Source organism: Streptomyces niger (assembly GCF_000718305.1).
Taxonomy (GTDB): Bacteria; Actinomycetota; Actinomycetes; order Streptomycetales; family Streptomycetaceae; genus Streptomyces; species Streptomyces niger.
On record NZ_JOFQ01000004.1, the window covers coordinates 311520 to 328158 of the forward strand.

At 66.7% G+C, this 16639-nt stretch carries 26 protein-coding genes; all 26 read right to left on the reverse strand.

Going from position 1 to position 16639, the window contains the following annotated elements:
- Positions 1-32 precede the first annotated feature (32 nt).
- Positions 33-416, reverse strand: coding sequence for a 50S ribosomal protein L18 (gene rplR / locus IF20_RS10220; protein ID WP_052864761.1), 384 nt, complete (start codon positions 414-416; stop codon positions 33-35).
- Between the two features lie 3 nt (positions 417-419).
- A complete protein-coding gene (rplF, locus tag IF20_RS10225; protein WP_052864762.1) occupies positions 420-959 on the reverse strand; it encodes a 50S ribosomal protein L6 in 540 nt (179 codons plus the stop codon).
- A 22-nt stretch (positions 960-981) separates the two neighbouring features.
- Complete coding sequence (gene rpsH, locus IF20_RS10230; protein WP_052864763.1) at positions 982-1380, reverse strand: 30S ribosomal protein S8; 399 nt, start codon at positions 1378-1380, stop codon at positions 982-984.
- 240 nt (positions 1381-1620) lie between these two features.
- A complete protein-coding gene (locus IF20_RS10235; protein ID WP_003956452.1) occupies positions 1621-1806 on the reverse strand; it encodes a type Z 30S ribosomal protein S14 in 186 nt (61 codons plus the stop codon).
- 5 nt (positions 1807-1811) lie between these two features.
- A complete protein-coding gene (gene rplE / locus IF20_RS10240) occupies positions 1812-2372 on the reverse strand; it encodes a 50S ribosomal protein L5 (protein ID WP_030262823.1) in 561 nt (186 codons plus the stop codon).
- Positions 2372-2695, reverse strand: a complete 324-nt coding sequence (rplX, locus tag IF20_RS10245; protein WP_052864764.1) for a 50S ribosomal protein L24 — start codon at positions 2693-2695, stop codon at positions 2372-2374. The genes rplE and rplX overlap by 1 nt, the downstream gene beginning before the upstream one ends.
- Before the next feature lie 3 nt (positions 2696-2698).
- Positions 2699-3067: a 50S ribosomal protein L14 gene (gene rplN, locus IF20_RS10250; protein ID WP_003974257.1), complete on the reverse strand. Its 369-nt coding sequence runs from the start codon at positions 3065-3067 to the stop codon at positions 2699-2701.
- A gap of 131 nt (positions 3068-3198) precedes the next feature.
- Positions 3199-3483 carry a 30S ribosomal protein S17 gene (gene rpsQ / locus IF20_RS10255; protein ID WP_030619920.1) on the reverse strand — a complete coding sequence of 95 codons (285 nt, stop codon included), beginning with the start codon at positions 3481-3483 and terminating at the stop codon, positions 3199-3201.
- Entirely contained in the window at positions 3483-3707 is a 225-nt protein-coding gene (gene rpmC / locus IF20_RS10260; RefSeq protein ID WP_004571830.1) for a 50S ribosomal protein L29, read from the reverse strand. The genes rpsQ and rpmC overlap by 1 nt, the downstream gene beginning before the upstream one ends.
- The gene (gene rplP, locus IF20_RS10265; RefSeq protein WP_052864765.1) at positions 3707-4126 is read right to left on the reverse strand and encodes a 50S ribosomal protein L16; all 420 of its coding nucleotides are present in this window, start codon (positions 4124-4126) and stop codon (positions 3707-3709) included. Before rplP ends, rpmC begins: the two co-directional genes overlap by 1 nt.
- A gap of 5 nt (positions 4127-4131) precedes the next feature.
- A complete protein-coding gene (gene rpsC, locus IF20_RS10270; protein WP_052864766.1) occupies positions 4132-4968 on the reverse strand; it encodes a 30S ribosomal protein S3 in 837 nt (278 codons plus the stop codon).
- A complete protein-coding gene (gene rplV / locus IF20_RS10275) occupies positions 4968-5315 on the reverse strand; it encodes a 50S ribosomal protein L22 (RefSeq protein ID WP_037772835.1) in 348 nt (115 codons plus the stop codon). The genes rpsC and rplV overlap by 1 nt, the downstream gene beginning before the upstream one ends.
- A gap of 44 nt (positions 5316-5359) precedes the next feature.
- Positions 5360-5641: a 30S ribosomal protein S19 gene (gene rpsS, locus IF20_RS10280; protein WP_030262810.1), complete on the reverse strand. Its 282-nt coding sequence runs from the start codon at positions 5639-5641 to the stop codon at positions 5360-5362.
- Positions 5642-5653: 12 nt separating this feature from the next.
- Positions 5654-6490 (reverse strand): 50S ribosomal protein L2, encoded by an 837-nt coding sequence (rplB, locus tag IF20_RS10285; protein ID WP_052864767.1) that lies wholly within the window; start codon positions 6488-6490, stop codon positions 5654-5656.
- A gap of 40 nt (positions 6491-6530) precedes the next feature.
- The gene (gene rplW / locus IF20_RS10290) at positions 6531-6854 is read right to left on the reverse strand and encodes a 50S ribosomal protein L23 (protein ID WP_052864768.1); all 324 of its coding nucleotides are present in this window, start codon (positions 6852-6854) and stop codon (positions 6531-6533) included.
- Positions 6854-7504, reverse strand: a complete 651-nt coding sequence (gene rplD, locus IF20_RS10295; RefSeq protein WP_052864769.1) for a 50S ribosomal protein L4 — start codon at positions 7502-7504, stop codon at positions 6854-6856. Before rplD ends, rplW begins: the two co-directional genes overlap by 1 nt.
- Positions 7505-7512: 8 nt before the next feature.
- Positions 7513-8157, reverse strand: a complete 645-nt coding sequence (gene rplC, locus IF20_RS10300; RefSeq protein ID WP_052864770.1) for a 50S ribosomal protein L3 — start codon at positions 8155-8157, stop codon at positions 7513-7515.
- 16 nt (positions 8158-8173) lie between these two features.
- Positions 8174-8482, reverse strand: coding sequence for a 30S ribosomal protein S10 (gene rpsJ, locus IF20_RS10305; protein WP_003948644.1), 309 nt, complete (start codon positions 8480-8482; stop codon positions 8174-8176).
- 440 nt (positions 8483-8922) lie between these two features.
- Complete coding sequence (gene panD, locus IF20_RS10310; protein ID WP_052864771.1) at positions 8923-9348, reverse strand: aspartate 1-decarboxylase; 426 nt, start codon at positions 9346-9348, stop codon at positions 8923-8925.
- 106 nt (positions 9349-9454) lie between these two features.
- Positions 9455-10051 (reverse strand): Uma2 family endonuclease, encoded by a 597-nt coding sequence (locus tag IF20_RS10315; RefSeq protein WP_052864916.1) that lies wholly within the window; start codon positions 10049-10051, stop codon positions 9455-9457.
- Between the two features lie 181 nt (positions 10052-10232).
- Positions 10233-10760 (reverse strand): DUF4232 domain-containing protein, encoded by a 528-nt coding sequence (locus IF20_RS10320; RefSeq protein WP_234426595.1) that lies wholly within the window; start codon positions 10758-10760, stop codon positions 10233-10235.
- A 503-nt stretch (positions 10761-11263) separates the two neighbouring features.
- Positions 11264-12457, reverse strand: a complete 1194-nt coding sequence (gene tuf / locus IF20_RS10325) for an elongation factor Tu (RefSeq protein ID WP_052864773.1) — start codon at positions 12455-12457, stop codon at positions 11264-11266.
- 165 nt (positions 12458-12622) lie between these two features.
- Complete coding sequence (gene fusA / locus IF20_RS10330; protein WP_052864774.1) at positions 12623-14743, reverse strand: elongation factor G; 2121 nt, start codon at positions 14741-14743, stop codon at positions 12623-12625.
- 39 nt (positions 14744-14782) lie between these two features.
- The gene (gene rpsG / locus IF20_RS10335; protein ID WP_030262788.1) at positions 14783-15253 is read right to left on the reverse strand and encodes a 30S ribosomal protein S7; all 471 of its coding nucleotides are present in this window, start codon (positions 15251-15253) and stop codon (positions 14783-14785) included.
- Positions 15254-15255: 2 nt separating this feature from the next.
- A complete protein-coding gene (rpsL, locus tag IF20_RS10340) occupies positions 15256-15627 on the reverse strand; it encodes a 30S ribosomal protein S12 (protein ID WP_003948652.1) in 372 nt (123 codons plus the stop codon).
- Between the two features lie 377 nt (positions 15628-16004).
- Positions 16005-16478: a DUF1707 and DUF4190 domain-containing protein gene (locus IF20_RS10345; protein WP_052864775.1), complete on the reverse strand. Its 474-nt coding sequence runs from the start codon at positions 16476-16478 to the stop codon at positions 16005-16007.
- Between the last annotated feature and the right edge of the window lie 161 nt (positions 16479-16639).

Consider the following 16639-nt stretch of genomic DNA (forward strand, 5'->3'; position numbering starts at 1 on the left):
TCTGTTACGTCCGCTAGCTACGGAACCGGGGCTCAGAACTTCAGCCCGGCTTCGCGGGCGGCGTCGGCCAGAGCGGCAATCCGCCCTGCGTACTGCTTGCCACCACGGTCGAACACGACGGCCTCGACACCGGCAGCCTTGGCACGCTCGGCGACCAGGGCGCCGACCTGCTTCGCCTGGGCGCTCTTGTCGCCCTCGCCACCACGGATCGACGCGTCCAGGGTCGACGCAGAGGCCACGGTGTGGCCCTTGATGTCGTCGATGACCTGAGCGGTGATGCCGCGGTTGGACCGCGTCACGACCAGACGAGGACGCTCCGGGGTACCCGAAATCCGCTTACGGATGCGGATGTGGCGACGCTTAGCGGCGGCGCGCTTGTAGGCGTCGCCCTTCGCGATCTTCACACCGTATGCCATGGCTTACTTACCAGCCTTTCCGACCTTGCGGCGGATGACCTCGCCGGCGTACTTGACGCCCTTGGCCTTGTACGGGTCGGGCTTGCGCAGCTTGCGGATGTTCGCGGCGACCTCGCCGACCTTCTGCTTGTCGATGCCCTCGACGCTGAGCTTGGTCGGGGACTCGACCTTGAACGAGATCCCCTCGGGGGCCTCGACCAGGATCGGGTGGCTGTAGCCCAGCGAGAACTCCAGGTTGGAGCCCTTCGCCTGGACGCGGTAACCCACACCGCTGATCTCGAGCGCCTTGCTGTAGCCCTGGGTCACGCCGGTGATCATGTTCGCCACCAGCGTGCGGGACAGGCCGTGCAGGGCCTTGTTCTGACGCTCGTCGTTCGGGCGGGTGACGGCAATGGCGCCGTCCTCACCCTTGGCGACCTCGATGGGCGCGGCGACGGTGTGCTGAAGGGAACCCTTGGGGCCCTTCACGGAGACCGTCCGGCCATCGATGGTGACGTCCACACCAGCGGGAACCTGGATGGGCAGCTTGCCAATACGCGACATTAGCTATTCCTCCGTTCCCTGGTTACCAGACGTAGGCGAGAACTTCTCCGCCTACACCCTTCTTGCTGGCCTGCTGACCGGTCAGGAGACCGTAGGACGTGGAGATGATCGCCACGCCCAGGCCGCCGAGGACCTTCGGCAGGTTGGTGGACTTTGCGTAGACCCGCAGGCCCGGCTTCGAAATCCGCTTGATGCCGGCGATCGAGCGCTCGCGGTTCGGGCCGAACTTCAGCTCGAGGACGAGGTTCTTACCGACCTCGGCGTCCTCGACCTTCCAGCCGGTGATGTAACCCTCCTGCTGGAGGATCTCCGCGATGTGCGACTTGATCTTGCTGTGCGGCATCGCCACGGTGTCGTGGTAAGCCGAGTTCGCGTTACGCAGACGAGTCAGCATGTCTGCGATGGGGTCAGTCATGGTCATGAATTGGCCTTCGGCCTCTCTCGCCGGGGTTTCCTATATGCGCCATCCCTCTCCCCACTCACGGGCGGGACGGGTGCGGCACGGGGACCTACGGCGTAGTAAGCGACTTTGAGCGGGCACGGTGGCCCGCGGTCGGTCTCGGGCGGCGGGCGCCCAACCCTTCCACTCTAGGTGATGAAGGACCGGGCCCCCGCCGACCGAACGCTTACCGAGAGCCTCCGGTAAATCCCAAGTGGGGACTTACCAGGAGCTCTTGGTCACGCCCGGCAGCTCGCCACGGTGAGCCATCTCACGAAGGCACACGCGGCACAGGCCGAACTTGCGGTAGACGGAGTGCGGACGACCGCAGCGCTGGCAGCGGGTGTACGCGCGCACGCCGAACTTGGGCTTGCGAGCAGCCTTCGCGATGAGAGCCTTCTTCGCCATCTCGCTCACGCCTCCTTGAACGGGAAGCCGAGGTGACGGAGGAGGGCGCGGCCCTCGTCGTCGTTGGTCGCCGTGGTGACCACGGTGATGTCCATACCCCGGGTACGGTCGATCTTGTCCTGGTCGATCTCGTGGAACATGACCTGCTCCGTGAGACCGAAGGTGTAGTTGCCCCGGCCGTCGAACTGCTTCGGCGACAGACCACGGAAGTCGCGGATGCGCGGCAGCGCGAGCGACAGCAGGCGGTCCAGGAACTCCCACATGCGGTCACCGCGGAGGGTGACGTGGGCACCGATCGGCTGGCCCTCACGCAGCTTGAACTGCGCGATGGACTTACGGGCCTTGGTCACGGCCGGCTTCTGGCCGGTGATCGTGGTGAGGTCGCGGATGGCGCCCTCGATCAGCTTGGAGTCGCGGGCGGCGTCGCCCACACCCATGTTGACCACGATCTTGGTCAGACCGGGGATCTGCATGACGTTCTCGTACGAGAACTCGTCCTTCAGCTTCCCGGCGATCTCTTCGCGGTAGCGCTGCTTGAGACGCGGCGCGTTGGTGGTGGCAGTCATCAGATGTCCTCACCGGTCCGCTTGGCAACGCGGATCTTGTTGCCTTCGTCATCGAAGCGGTACCCGACGCGGGTGACGACCTTGTTGCCGTCCTTCTCCACCACGAGCTGAACGTTGCTCACGTGGATCGGGGCCTCGGTCGTCACGATGCCGCCGGTCTGCGAACCGCGAGCGGTCTGACCGGCCTTGGTGTGCTTCTTGACCCGGTTGACACCCTCGACCAGGACACGGTCCTCGCGGGGGAAGGCCTGAATGACCTTGCCCTGCTTGCCCTTGTCCTTACCGGTGATGACCTGGACCAGGTCGCCCTTCTTGATCTTCATCGGTTACAGCACCTCCGGCGCGAGCGAGATGATCTTCATGAACTTCTTCTCGCGCAGCTCACGGCCCACGGGGCCGAAGATGCGGGTGCCGCGGGGGTCGCCATCGTTCTTGAGGATGACGGCCGCGTTCTCGTCGAAGCGGATGTACGAACCGTCGGGACGGCGGCGCTCCTTCACGGTGCGCACGATGACCGCCTTGACGACGTCACCCTTCTTCACGTTGCCACCGGGGATCGCATCCTTCACGGTGGCGACGATGACGTCACCGATGCCCGCGTAGCGTCGGCCCGAGCCACCGAGCACACGGATGGTGAGAATTTCCTTCGCACCCGTGTTGTCGGCGACGCGAAGCCGAGACTCCTGCTGGATCACGTCTATCTCCTGATCGTCTGCCGGTTCCCGGCAGGGACGCGCCTACTGGAGCGTCCCTGCCGAGCCTGGCGGAACTTTTCCGAGGGAATCCCCCTCGGGGGGATGTGCTTGCCTGAATTCCCGAAAGGGAATTACTTGGCCTTCTCGAGGATCTCGACGACGCGCCAGCGCTTCGTCGCGGACTGCGGCCGGGTCTCCATGAGGAGGACGCGGTCGCCGACACCCGCGGCGTTCTGCTCGTCGTGCGCCTTGAGCTTGTTCGTACGACGGATGACCTTGCCGTACAGCGCGTGCTTGACGCGGTCCTCGACGGCGACGACGACGGTCTTGTCCATCTTGTCGCTGACGACCAGACCCTCACGGGTCTTGCGGAAGCCGCGCTCCTGCTTCTTCTCAGTCACATTCGTCTCGCTCATCAGGCGCTCTCCACCGTCTCGATGCCGAGCTCGCGCTCACGCATCAGGGTGTAGATCCGGGCGATGTCCTTGCGGACGGCCTTCAGCCGGCCGTGGTTTTCGAGCTGTCCGGTCGCCGCCTGGAAGCGGAGGTTGAACAGCTCCTCCTTGGCCTCGCGGAGCTTCCCAACGAGGTCTTCGTTGTTCAGCTCACGCAGCTCGGTCGCCTTCGTACCGGCCGCCATCACGACTCACCTGCCTCGCGCCGCACGATGCGGCACTTCATCGGAAGCTTGTGGGCGGCGCGGGTCAGCGCCTCCTTGGCAACCTTTTCGTTCGGGAAGGACAGCTCGAACATCACCCGGCCGGGCTTGACGTTCGCGACCCACCACTCCGGAGAACCCTTACCGGAACCCATGCGGGTCTCGGCAGGCTTCTTCGTCAGCGGACGGTCGGGGTAGATGTTGATCCACACCTTGCCGCCGCGCTTGATGTGACGGGTCATGGCAATACGAGCGGACTCGATCTGCCGGTTCGTCACGTAGGCCCCGGTCAGGGCCTGGATACCGTACTCACCGAAAGCGAGCTCGGTACCACCCTTGGCCATGCCGTGGCGCTTCGGGTGGTGCTGCTTGCGGTGCTTGACCCTGCGAGGGATCAGCATGTCGGTCAGGCCTCCGTTCCGGTGCTCTCAGCCGGAGCAGCGGCAGCGGCCTCGGCCTTGGGGGCCTCGGCACCTGCTGCATTGCCCTGGGCGGGCTGCTGCTGCGGCTTGCGGCCGCGACCACCGCGCTCGCCACCGCGACGCGGGCGGTCGTTGCCACCGCGGGCCGGGCGGTTACCCGCACGGGCAGCGGCGTTCTCGGCGCGAACCTCGGCGATGTTCTTGACGTCGCCCTTGTAGATCCAGACCTTCACGCCGATGCGGCCGAAGGTCGTACGGGCCTCGAAGAAGCCGTAGTCGACGTTCGCACGGAGCGTGTGCAGGGGCACGCGGCCCTCGCGGTAGAACTCCGAGCGGGACATCTCGGCGCCGCCGAGACGACCGCCGCACTGGATCTTGATGCCCTTGGCGCCGGCCTTCATCGTCGACTGCATGCTCTTACGCATGGCGCGACGGAAGGAGACGCGCGAGGACAGCTGCTCCGCGACGGCCTGCGCGACCAGCTGGGCATCGGTCTCGGGGTTCTTGACCTCGAGGATGTTCAGCTGGACCTGCTTGCCGGTGAGCTTCTCCAGCTCACCGCGGATGCGGTCGGCCTCGGCGCCGCGGCGACCGATGACGATGCCCGGACGGGCGGTGTGGATGTCAACGCGGACGCGCTCACGGGTGCGCTCGATCTCCACCTTGGAGATACCGGCGCGCTCCATGCCCTTCGTCATCATGCGACGAATGGCGACGTCTTCCTTGACGTAGTCCTTGTACAGCTTGTCGGCGTACCAGCGGCTCTTGAAGTCCGTGGTGATGCCGAGCCGGAACCCGTGCGGGTTTACCTTCTGGCCCATTACCGGGTTCCTTCCTTGCTGCTGACGACCACGGTGATGTGGCTGGTCCGCTTGCGGATCCGGTAGGCACGGCCCTGGGCGCGCGGACGGAAGCGCTTCAGGGTCGGGCCCTCGTCGACGTACGCCTCGCTGATGAACAGCTGGGAGGCGTCCGTGTGGTCGTAGTTGTGCGCGGCGTTGGCAATGGCGCTGTCCAGCACCTTGCCCACCGGCACGCTCGCGGCCTGCGGGGCGAAACGCAGGACCGCCTGAGCCTCCGTGGCATCCATGCCACGGACAAGGTCCACCACGCGGCGGGCCTTCATGGGCGTGACACGCACGTAGCGCGCCTGGGCCCTGGCTTCCATGGTTGTCCCTTCGGTGTCAGTCATAGTCTTCGCTCTTCCGCTGATCAGCGACGACGCGACTTGCGGTCGTCCTTCTCGTGGCCGCGGAAGGTGCGGGTCGGCGCAAACTCGCCGAGCTTGTGGCCGACCATCGACTCGGTGACGAACACCGGGACGTGGGTCTTGCCGTTGTGCACCGCCAGCGTGTGGCCGAGCATGGCCGGCACGATCATGGAGCGACGGGACCAGGTCTTGATGACGTTCTTGGTGCCGGCTTCGTTCTGGACATCCACCTTCTTGATCAGGTGGTCGTCGACGAAGGGCCCCTTCTTGAGACTGCGCGGCATCTAAACCCGCTCCTAGCGCTTCTTGTTCGTCTTGCGGCGGCGGACGATGTACTTGTTCGAAGCCTTCTTGGGCGAACGCGTACGACCCTCCTTCTGACCCCACGGCGAGACCGGGTGGCGACCACCGGAGGTCTTGCCCTCACCACCACCGTGCGGGTGGTCGACGGGGTTCATCACGACACCACGCACGGTCGGGCGGACGCCCTTCCAGCGCATGCGGCCGGCCTTGCCCCAGTTGATGTTCGACTGCTCGGCGTTGCCGACCTCGCCGACGGTGGCGCGGCAGCGGACGTCGACCAGGCGGATCTCACCCGACGGCATACGAAGGTGGGCCATGGTGCCCTCCTTCGCCAGCAGCTGCACGGAGGCACCCGCGGAGCGGGCGAACTTCGCGCCGCCGCCGGGCCGCAGCTCGATGGCGTGGAGCGTCGTACCGACCGGGATGTTGCGCAGCGCCAGGTTGTTGCCGGGCTTGATGTCGGCGCCAGGGCCGTTCTCGATCCGGTCACCCTGCGACAGGCCGCGGGGCGCGAGAATGTAGCGCTTCTCGCCGTCCGCGTAGTGCAGGAGCGCGATGCGCGCGGTGCGGTTGGGGTCGTACTCGATGTGCGCGACCTTGGCCGGCACGCCGTCCTTGTCGTGACGACGGAAGTCGATCACGCGGTAGGCGCGCTTGTGGCCACCACCCTGGTGGCGAACGGTCACACGACCGGCGTTGTTACGGCCGCCCTTGCTGTGCAGCGGGCGAACCAGCGACTTCTCCGGCGTGGACCGCGTGATCTCGACAAAGTCGGCGACGCTGGAGCCACGACGGCCCGGGGTCGTCGGCTTGTACTTGCGGATACCCATTTCTCAGTCCTCGTCCGATTCCGGACGATCCAGACCGCCGTCAGGCGGTCGGACCGCCGAAGATGTCGATGCGGTCGCCCTCGGCGAGGGTCACGATGGCGCGCTTGGTGTCAGCGCGCTTGCCGAAACCGGTGCGGGTGCGCTTGCGCTTGCCCTGCCGGTTGATCGTGTTCACCCCGGTGACCTTGACCGAGAAGACCGCCTCGACGGCCTGCTTGATCTGGGTCTTGTTGGCACGCGGGTCGACGATGAACGTGTACTTGTTCTCGTCCAGCAGCGCGTAGCTCTTCTCGGACACGACGGGCTTCACGAGCACGTCACGGTGGTCCGTGAAGGTCTTGCTGGTAACGGTCGCCTCAGCCATCAGGCGTCGCTCCCTTCGGTCTCAACGGCCTTGGGGCCAGACACGAAGGACTCGAAGGCGGCCTTGGTGAAGACCACGTCGTCGGAGACGAGCACGTCGTACGTGTTCAGCTGGCCCGGCTCCAGGATGTGGACCTGGGGCAGGTTGCGGGCGGACAGCCACGCGGCCTCGTCGGAACGCTCGGCGACCAGGAGCAGGTTCTTGCGCTCCGAGATCTTGCCGAACAGCGTCTTGGCGGCCTTGGTGGAGGTCGCGCCCTCGACCACGTCGGAAACGACGTGGACGCGGTCGTGGCGGGCCCGGTCGGTGAGGGCACCGCGCAGGGCGGCGGCCTTCATCTTCTTCGGGGTCCGCTGCGCGTAGTCACGCGGCACGGGGCCGTGGACGATGCCACCGCCGGCGAACTGCGGCGCACGGGTCGAACCCTGGCGCGCGCGGCCGGTGCCCTTCTGGCGGTACGGCTTCTTGCCACCGCCGCGGACCTCACCACGGGTCTTGGTCTTGTGCGTGCCCTGACGGGCCGCGGCCAGCTGTGCGACGACGACCTGGTGGATCAGCGGAACGCTGACCTTCGCGTCGAAGATCTCCGCGGGGAGCTCGACGGTCCCGGCCTTGTCGCCTGCCGGCGAAAGGATGTCAATGGTGCTCATCGGTTACCTCAGGCCCCCTTGGCCGCGGTACGGACCAGGACGAGGCCGCCGTTCGGACCAGGAACTGCGCCCTTGATGAGCAGCAGACCCTTCTCCGCGTCAACGGCGTGGACGGTCAGGTTCTGGGTGGTGACCCGCTCATTGCCCATACGGCCGGCCATCCGCATGCCCTTGAACACGCGGCCCGGGGTGGCGCAGCCACCGATGGAGCCCGGCTTGCGGTGGATGCGGTGCGCACCGTGCGAAGCCTTGCCACCGGCGAAGCCATGGCGCTTCATGACACCGGCGGTGCCCTTGCCCTTGGTCTTGCCGGTCACGTCGACCTTGATGCCGGCGTCGAAGACCTCGGCGCTGACCTCCTGGCCGAGGGTGTACTCGCCGGCGTCGGCGGTACGGACCTCGACGAGGTGACGGCGGGGGGTGACGTCGGCCTTGGCGAAGTGGCCCTTGAGGGGCTTGTTCACCTTGCGCGGGTCGATCTCGCCGAAGGCGATCTGGACGGAGTCGTAACCGTCCTGGTCTGCGGTGCGCACCTGGGTGACGACGCACGGGCCGGCCTTGACCACGGTGACCGGGACGACGCGGTTGTTCTCGTCCCACACCTGGGTCATGCCGAGCTTCTCGCCCAGGAGGCCCTTGATCTGCTTAGCCATTCTCAGATCACCCGCCTCAGAGCTTGATCTCGATGTCGACGCCGGCCGGAAGGTCGAGTCGCATCAGGGAGTCAACGGTCTTCGGCGTCGGGTCGAGAATGTCGATCAGGCGCTTGTGCGTGCGCATCTCGAAGTGCTCGCGCGAGTCCTTGTACTTGTGCGGCGACTTGATGACGCAGTACACGTTCTTTTCAGTGGGCAGCGGCACCGGGCCCGCGACCGACGCACCAGTGCGGGTCACCGTCTCGACGATCTTCTTCGCCGAGCTGTCGATGACCTCGTGGTCGTAGGCCTTGAGCCGGATGCGGATCTTCTGTCCCGCCATGGCTACTTAGTAGTCCTTTGTCTCGTAACGCTCTGGGACCCGGTGCGTTCGCGTCCTACGTCCGCCACATCCTGCGGGCCGTCCGACCCACGCGGTCGGGCGTGTCGCGTCCCTTCCCGCACATCTCCGCAAGGGAGATCCTTCGAGAAGGAGAATGTGGGGTCGTGGACACCCACCGGGCGCCTGGCTGAGGCACCCCGCTGACGCTTCCCGGAAGATTCCCGTACTTCCACCCCTGAGAAGGGATGACGAATACCTGGGACTCGCTTCCGGTCCTCCCGGCGGGAGGCGCGCAGCATCGGCACTCAACCGAGCAACTTGGCTAGTGTGCCATATGGGGCACACGGCTGGCCAACCGAAGGGGAGAGAGTACCCCACGCCACACGCCCCGAACCTTCGGGCCCGCCGGAAGATCTCCGGACGGGCCACGCGGCCCACGCTCAGCCGGTCGGGGCGGCCGCCTGGGGGCTGCGTTCCTGATTGCTTCCCGGCACCGGAGCGCCGGCGTCGGCGCCCAGGGCGACGATTCGGTTGTCCGCGTCCACGTGCACGACGCTGGGCTTCAGCGCCCGTGCCTCGGCGTCCTCGACCTGCGCGTAGCTGATGAGTATGACCAGGTCACCGGGGTGTACGAGGTGCGCGGCCGCGCCGTTGATGCCGATGACGCCGCTCCCCCGCTCGCCCTCGATGACGTACGTCTCCAGCCGGGCGCCGTTGGTGATGTCGACGATGTGGACCAGCTCGCCGGGCAGCAGATCGGCGGCGTCCATCAGCTCCGCGTCGATCGTCACGGACCCTACGTAGTGCAGATCGGCCTGGGTCACGGTGGCCCGGTGGATCTTGGACTTGAACATGGTGCGCAGCATGGCGTCACTCCTGTGTGAGGCAGGTCGCGTCCCCCGGCGAGGTACGCGCCGACGCGGACATGTTAGGCGGCCGGGCCGCACCCGTGCGGAGTGATGTCCGCCTCATCTACAGGCGGTCGACCTCGGTGAGGTCGATGTCGACGGTGAACGGCACGGTCGTCTTCAGCCGCTCGCGGTGAATGCCTGCCGGCACGTACTCCTTGGTGACCGGGTCCAGCGCGTACTCGTGCACCACGGGATGGTCCTTGTCCCCCGCCATCTCCACGAGCCAGAAGTGCGGGATGCCGGCTGCCGCGTATTTGCCCGGCTTGCTGTCACGGTCCCGGGCCTCCGAGTCGGGTGAGACGACCTCGACGGCGAGCACGACGTCGGACGCCTCGTAGCGCGTCTGCCGGCGGTCCCGTACGGCCTCGGCGCGCAGCACGAGGATGTCTGGCTCGGGGACGTTGTGCGGGTCGAGCACAACGGCCATCTCGCGGCGCACCCGGAAGCGCTCCGGCACCGTCCGCCTGAGCCCGCTCTCCAGCAGGTACATCACCAGTGTGTGGAAATCCCGCTGCGGGCTCACGAAGACCAGGCTCCCGTCGATCAGCTCGGTGTGCGGCGGGAGATCGGGCAGAGCGAACAGGTCGTCCACGGTGTAGCCGTTCGGCGGCGGCACCGGCCAGGTGTGCTGCGGTTCGGCGGTCATGATTCCTCCCATGGACGAGATGGTGGACCGTGTACCCACAGTAGCGGCGGGTTCCGACGGGGCACCGCCCGAAAGGATGGGAACATCCGCCCATCGTTGACACAGCTGCGCACATGGCAGTGCCCCCGGTCGCGCAGGGGGACGCGGCCGGAGGCACGGTGGTTCGCGGGGCCGTACGGGCGCCCTTCGGGCGTCAGCCGGCCGTGGGCAGCTTCGCGGACCAGGCGGTGAGGTTCAGCGTGCCGTTGTCGACGTCGTCCTGCAGCGGGACGACGCTGTGGCTGTTGCTGCCGGTCGGCGAGACCTGGAGGTACTTGGCGGGGGCCGCGTCGGCGCCGGTGTGCGTCCAGACCAGGTCCGCGTAGGCGACGCCGCCCGGCTTGAGCGTGACGGTGTGCGCGCCCGGGTCCTGGGCGAAGTACGTGTCACCGTGGCGCACCTTCGTCTTCAGCGCGGTGTGCCCGGCGCCTTCCAGGGCGAGGCCGGCGTAGCCCTTGATCGCGCAGGTCTCGTCGCCGGTGTTCGTCACCTTCAGGTACGTGCCGGCGTGGTTCATTCCGACCTGGCTCCGGCCGGCGTCGGTGGTCGTCACCTTCAGCGTCCCCGGCTGGCAGGCCCCGGCGCCCGCACCGCTCTCCGCGGCGACGGCGGCTCCGGCGATCCCTCCCGTCGCCAGCACGGCGACGGCGGCAGCGGTCACAACGGTACGCAGCCCACGCATGGTCATCAGCTCCTTCTCCCGGCGGGCCCGTCCCGATGGTGCACCCGCTCTTCAGTGGCACCTCCCAGCCTGCCGCCGCCCGCTGATGATCGGCTAATACCTCACTAACGCTCGGCTTGCCCCTTTCGCCGGGCCTTGCCACTCGAACGAGCGGTCATATGCCACTGGACCATTCAGCCACCGAGTCACCGGCCTACGTTCGCCCCATGGCCGCTTCCTCACCCGAGACCCCGAGCAGACCGCTCCGCCGCCTGCCATCCCTCGGCCTCCTCCTGGAGCTCCTCGCCCACGCACTGGGCGCGGCGCCGTACACCTCCGTCGGCGCGCCTCCGGGCCCCCGCCGTCCCGTGCGCCATGGCCGGTCGCACGGCTCCGCCGCGGCCGCACCGTGGGCACGCCCGCAGGCGCCCCGTAGGCATGACAAAGGGCCCCGCACACCCGAAGGTGTGCGGGGCCCTCGCTCACAAGGAGCGCCGGGTCTCCCCGACCGTCAGTAAGCGGACTTACTTGACGATCTTGGTGACCTGGCCGGCGCCGACGGTCCGGCCACCCTCACGGATGGCGAACTTCAGGCCCTCCTCCATGGCGACCGGCTGGATCAGCTGGACGGACATGGAGGTGTTGTCGCCCGGCATGACCATCTCGGTGCCCTCGGGGAGGGTCACGACGCCGGTCACGTCCGTGGTACGGAAGTAGAACTGCGGGCGGTAGTTGTTGAAGAACGGGGTGTGGCGGCCACCCTCGTCCTTCGACAGGATGTAGGCCTGGGCCTCGAACTCGGTGTGCGGCGTAACCGAACCGGGCTTGATGATGACCTGGCCGCGCTCGACGTCCTCGCGCTTGATACCGCGAAGCAGCAGACCGACGTTCTCACCGGCCTGGCCCTCGTCCAGCAGCTTCCGGAACATCTCGATGCCGGTGACCGTGGTGGAGGTCTTCTCGGTCTTGATGCCGATGATGTCGACGTTCTCGTTGACCTTCAGCACACCGCGCTCGATACGGCCGGTGACGACCGTACCGCGACCGGTGATGGTGAAGACGTCCTCGATCGGCATCAGGAACGGCTTGTCGGTGTCGCGCTCCGGGGCCGGGATGGCCTCGTCGACGGCCTTCATCAGGTCCAGGACCGACTTGCCCCACTCGGCGTCGCCCTCGAGCGCCTTCAGCGCCGAGACCTTGACGACCGGGACGTCGTCGCCCGGGAACTCGTACTCGGAGAGGAGCTCACGGACCTCGAGCTCGACGAGCTCCAGGATCTCCTCGTCGTCCACCATGTCGGCCTTGTTCAGGGCGACAACGATGTAGGGAACGCCGACCTGGCGGGCCAGGAGCACGTGCTCCTTGGTCTGCGGCATCGGACCGTCGGTCGCGGCGACCACGAGGATCGCGCCGTCCATCTGGGCGGCACCGGTGATCATGTTCTTGATGTAGTCCGCGTGACCCGGGCAGTCGACGTGGGCGTAGTGACGGTTCTCCGTCTGGTACTCGACGTGCGCGATGGAGATGGTGATACCACGCTGGCGCTCTTCCGGCGCCTTGTCGATCATGTCGAAGGCCGAGGCCTCGTTCAGGTCCGGGAACGCGTCGTGCAGCACCTTGGTAATGGCGGCCGTGAGGGTCGTCTTACCGTGGTCGATGTGACCGATGGTGCCGATGTTGACGTGCGGCTTAGTCCGCTCGAACTTCGCCTTCGCCACTGGGGTCCTCCTGTGGAGTGGTTCTGTACGCCTTACTCATCGGCGCCAGGTGATCTTTGCTGGGGTGCCGGCTGACGGGGGCAATCCTCACGGATGGCGGGGATTGCCCCGTCAGTCGGTGTCAAGCCTAAAGCGTGTGGGGGTCCGACTCTGACGAGACGGGCCTTACTCGCCCTTGGCCTTCGCGATGATCTCCTCGGCGACGTTCCGCGGAACCTCGGCGTAGGAGTCGAACTGCATCGAGTAGCTCGCGCGACCCGACGTCTTGCTGCGGAGGTCTCCGACGTAGCCGAACATCTCCGAGAGCGGAACCAGGCCCGTGACGAGCTTGGCACCGTGGCGGTCCTCCATGGACTGGATCTGTCCACGGCGGGAGTTGATGTCGCCGATCACGTCGCCCATGTAGTCCTCGGGCGTGGTGACCTCGACCTTCATCATCGGCTCGAGCAGGGCCGGGGAGGCCTTGCGGGCGGCCTCCTTGAAGGCCATCGAACCGGCGATCTTGAAGGCCATCTCGGAGGAGTCGACCTCGTGGAAGGCACCGTCGTGAAGCGTGACGCGCACGCCGGTCAGCGGGTAGCCGGCGAGAACACCGAACTCCATGGCCTCCTGGCAGCCCGCGTCCACCGACGGGATGTACTCCCGGGGGATGCGGCCACCGGTGACCTTGTTCTCGAACTCGTAGCCATCGCCCTCGAGAGGCTCGACCGAGATCTGCACCTTCGCGAACTGGCCGGAACCACCAGTCTGCTTCTTGTGCGTGTAGTCGATCTTCTCGACGGTCTTCCGCAGCGTCTCGCGGTACGCGACCTGCGGCTTACCGACGTTGGCCTCGACCCGGAACTCACGCTTCATACGGTCGACCAGCACGTCGAGGTGCAGCTCGCCCATACCCGCGATGATGGTCTGGCCGGTCTCCTCGTCGGTGTGGACCTGGAAGCTCGGGTCCTCCTCGGCGAGACGCTGGATGGCGACACCCAGCTTCTCCTGGTCGCCCTTGGACTTGGGCTCGATGGCGACCTGGATGACCGGGGCCGGGAACTCCATCGACTCCAGGATCACCTGGTTGGCGGAGTCACAGAGGGTCTCACCGGTGGTGGTCTGCTTCAGACCCATGACGGCGACGATGTCACCGGCACCCACCGACTCGATCTCCTCACGCTTGTTCGCGTGCATCCGGTAGATCTTGCCGATGCGCTCCTTCTTGCCCTTGACGGAGTTCAGCACCTGCGTGCCGGACTCCAGGCGACCCGAGTAGACCCGGATGAAGGTGAGCTTGCCGAGGTGCGGGTCGCTCGCGATCTTGAACGCCAGCGCGGCCAGCGGCTCCTCCTCGGAGGGGCGACGCTTGATGACCTCGTCGGGGTTGTTGACCGCGTGGCCCTCGATGGCCTCGACGTCGAGCGGCGAGGGGAGGTAGCGCACGACCGCGTCCAGCAGCGGCTGGACACCCTTGTTCTTGAAGGCGGTGCCACAGAACACGGGCGTGACGGTGGTGTTCTCCGCCTTGCCGGAGCTGATGGTGATGCGGCGGATGGCCGCGTACAGCTGCTCCACGGTGGGCTCCTGGCCCTCCAGGTACAGCTCCATCAGCTCTTCGTCGTTCTCGGCGACCGTCTCAAGGAGCTTGCCGCGCCATTCCTCGGCAGCCTCGATGTGGGTGTCCGGGATGTCGACGGTGTCGTACATCTCGCCCTTGGCGGCCTCGGCGGACCACAGCAGGGCCTTCATGCTGACGAGGTCGACGACGCCCTTGAAGTCCGCCTCGGTGCCGATCGGCAGCTGCATCACGATCGGGGTGGCGCCGAGGCGCTCCGTGATCATGTCGACGCAGCGGTGGAACTCGGCGCCGGTGCGGTCGAGCTTGTTGACGAAGCAGATACGGGGAACGCCGTAGCGGTCCGCCTGACGCCACACCGTCTCGGACTGGGGCTCAACGCCGGCAACGCCGTCGAACACCGTCACGGCACCGTCGAGCACGCGCAGGGAGCGCTCCACCTCGACGGTGAAGTCGACGTGACCCGGGGTGTCGATGATGTTGATGGTGTGGTCGACGTTTTCCAGCGGCCAGTGACAGGTGGTGGCAGCAGAGGTGATCGTGATGCCACGCTCCTGCTCCTGCTCCATCCAGTCCATGGTGGCAGCGCCGTCGTGGACCTCACCGATCTTGTACGAAACACCGGTGTAGAACAGGATCCGCTCGGTGGTCGTCGTCTTGCCCGCGTCGATGTGGGCCATGATCCCGATATTGCGGACCTTGGCCAGGTCAAGTGAAGTGGTAGCCATAAGGCTTTCGTCTTCTCTCGGTCTCGATGTGGGTAGCGACTACCAGCGGTAGTGCGCGAAGGCCTTGTTGGACTCGGCCATCTTGTGCGTGTCCTCGCGCTTCTTGACCGAAGCGCCGAGGCCGTTCGAGGCGTCCAGCAGCTCGTTCATGAGGCGCTCGGTCATGGTCTTCTCGCGGCGGGCGCGGGAGTAACCCACGAGCCAGCGGAGCGCCAGGGTCGACGCGCGACCCGGCTTGACCTCGACCGGAACCTGGTAGGTCGCGCCACCGACACGGCGGGACTTGACCTCGAGGGTCGGCTTGATGTTCTCCAGCGCGCGCTTCAGCGTGATGACCGGGTCGTTGCCGGTCTTCTCACGCAGGCCCTCCATGGCGCCGTAAACGATGCGCTCGGCGGTGGAGCGCTTTCCGTTCAGCAGCACCTTGTTGATGAGGGAGGTCACCAGAGGAGAGTTGTAGACCGGGTCGATGATGACCGGGCGCTTCGGGGCGGGGCCCTTACGAGGCATTCTTACTTCTCCTTCTTGGCGCCGTAGCGGCTGCGAGCCTGCTTGCGGTTCTTGACGCCCTGCGTGTCGAGGGAGCCGCGGATGATCTTGTACCGAACACCCGGCAGGTCCTTCACACGACCGCCACGCACGAGCACGATCGAGTGCTCCTGCAGGTTGTGGCCCTCACCCGGAATGTAAGCGGTGACCTCGATGCCGCTGGTCAGACGCACACGCGCGACCTTACGCAGGGCCGAGTTCGGCTTCTTCGGGGTGGTGGTGAAAACACGCGTGCAGACGCCGCGGCGCTGGGGCGAACCCTCAAGTGCGGGCGTCTTGTTCTTCTCGACCTTGTCCTGCCGGCCCTTGCGGACCAGCTGCTGGATCGTAGGCACCGTTTCTCCGGTTTCTGTGTGCCAGTCTCGGTAAAGCTAACCTGGAACTCCTCCGACCCACGAGGTCGGGTGTGTCGAATACCGCAGACTTCCTCGCTGGAACGAGGAGCGACGGATTACGGCGTCGAGACCCGGCTTCGTACGCACCGGCACCGCCCGCCCGAAGGCTTGAGGAGATGCGCGCACGGCAGGCCAGGGACACCCCAGGCACAAGGTCAGAGCGTACCTACCGCATGGGCTGCGGTCAAAACAAATGCACACGCGTAGGACACGCCGGACTCCTTCGGCGCTGCCGCCACCGTAGTGTGCTCCCGCGGCGGACGGAAGGACGTCTTCGGCCCCGACACGGCGGGCCCGTCGACCGACCCGCCATCCCCTCAGGTCTTCGGCAGCAGCGCCAGCAGAGTGACGAGCATCACCAGGCACCAGCCCCCGATCGCGAGCCAGCCGAGCACCACGCCGGTCAGCGCCATGCCGTCGCCCCGCTCACCGCTCCGACGGATCTCCGTACGTGCCTTGTGCCCCAGGATCACCGCGGGGACGGCCGTGACACCCCAGGTCAGCGGGGTGAGCAACCCGCAGATCATGGCGCCCGTCGCGGACGGGTTGGTGCGCTGCTGCGGCAGCGGGAGGAACGTCGGCGGAACCATCGGCGGCGGCAGCGCCACCATCGGCTGCGGCACCGGCCCCTGCGGCAGGTCCCTCACCAATAAGTGCAGGTCCGAATAGGTCACGGACTGGTACGCGCGGGCCACCCGCTGCTCGTACTCGTCCTGGCTGAGCCGCCCCTCGGCGAACCCCGCCTTCAGCACATCGACCGCCCGCTCACGGTCCGCGTGCGAGGCACGCATGGCGGGCACCTGTTGGGGCGGGTGGACCGGTCGGCCACCCTGCCACGGTTCGAACGCCACCTCTGAGACCTCCCCCCGGCCGGAGCGCTGACCGTCCCATCATCCCCCAGACACCGCAGGGCGGTCACCCGGCATGAGGATGACCGCCCTGTGGCTGCGCT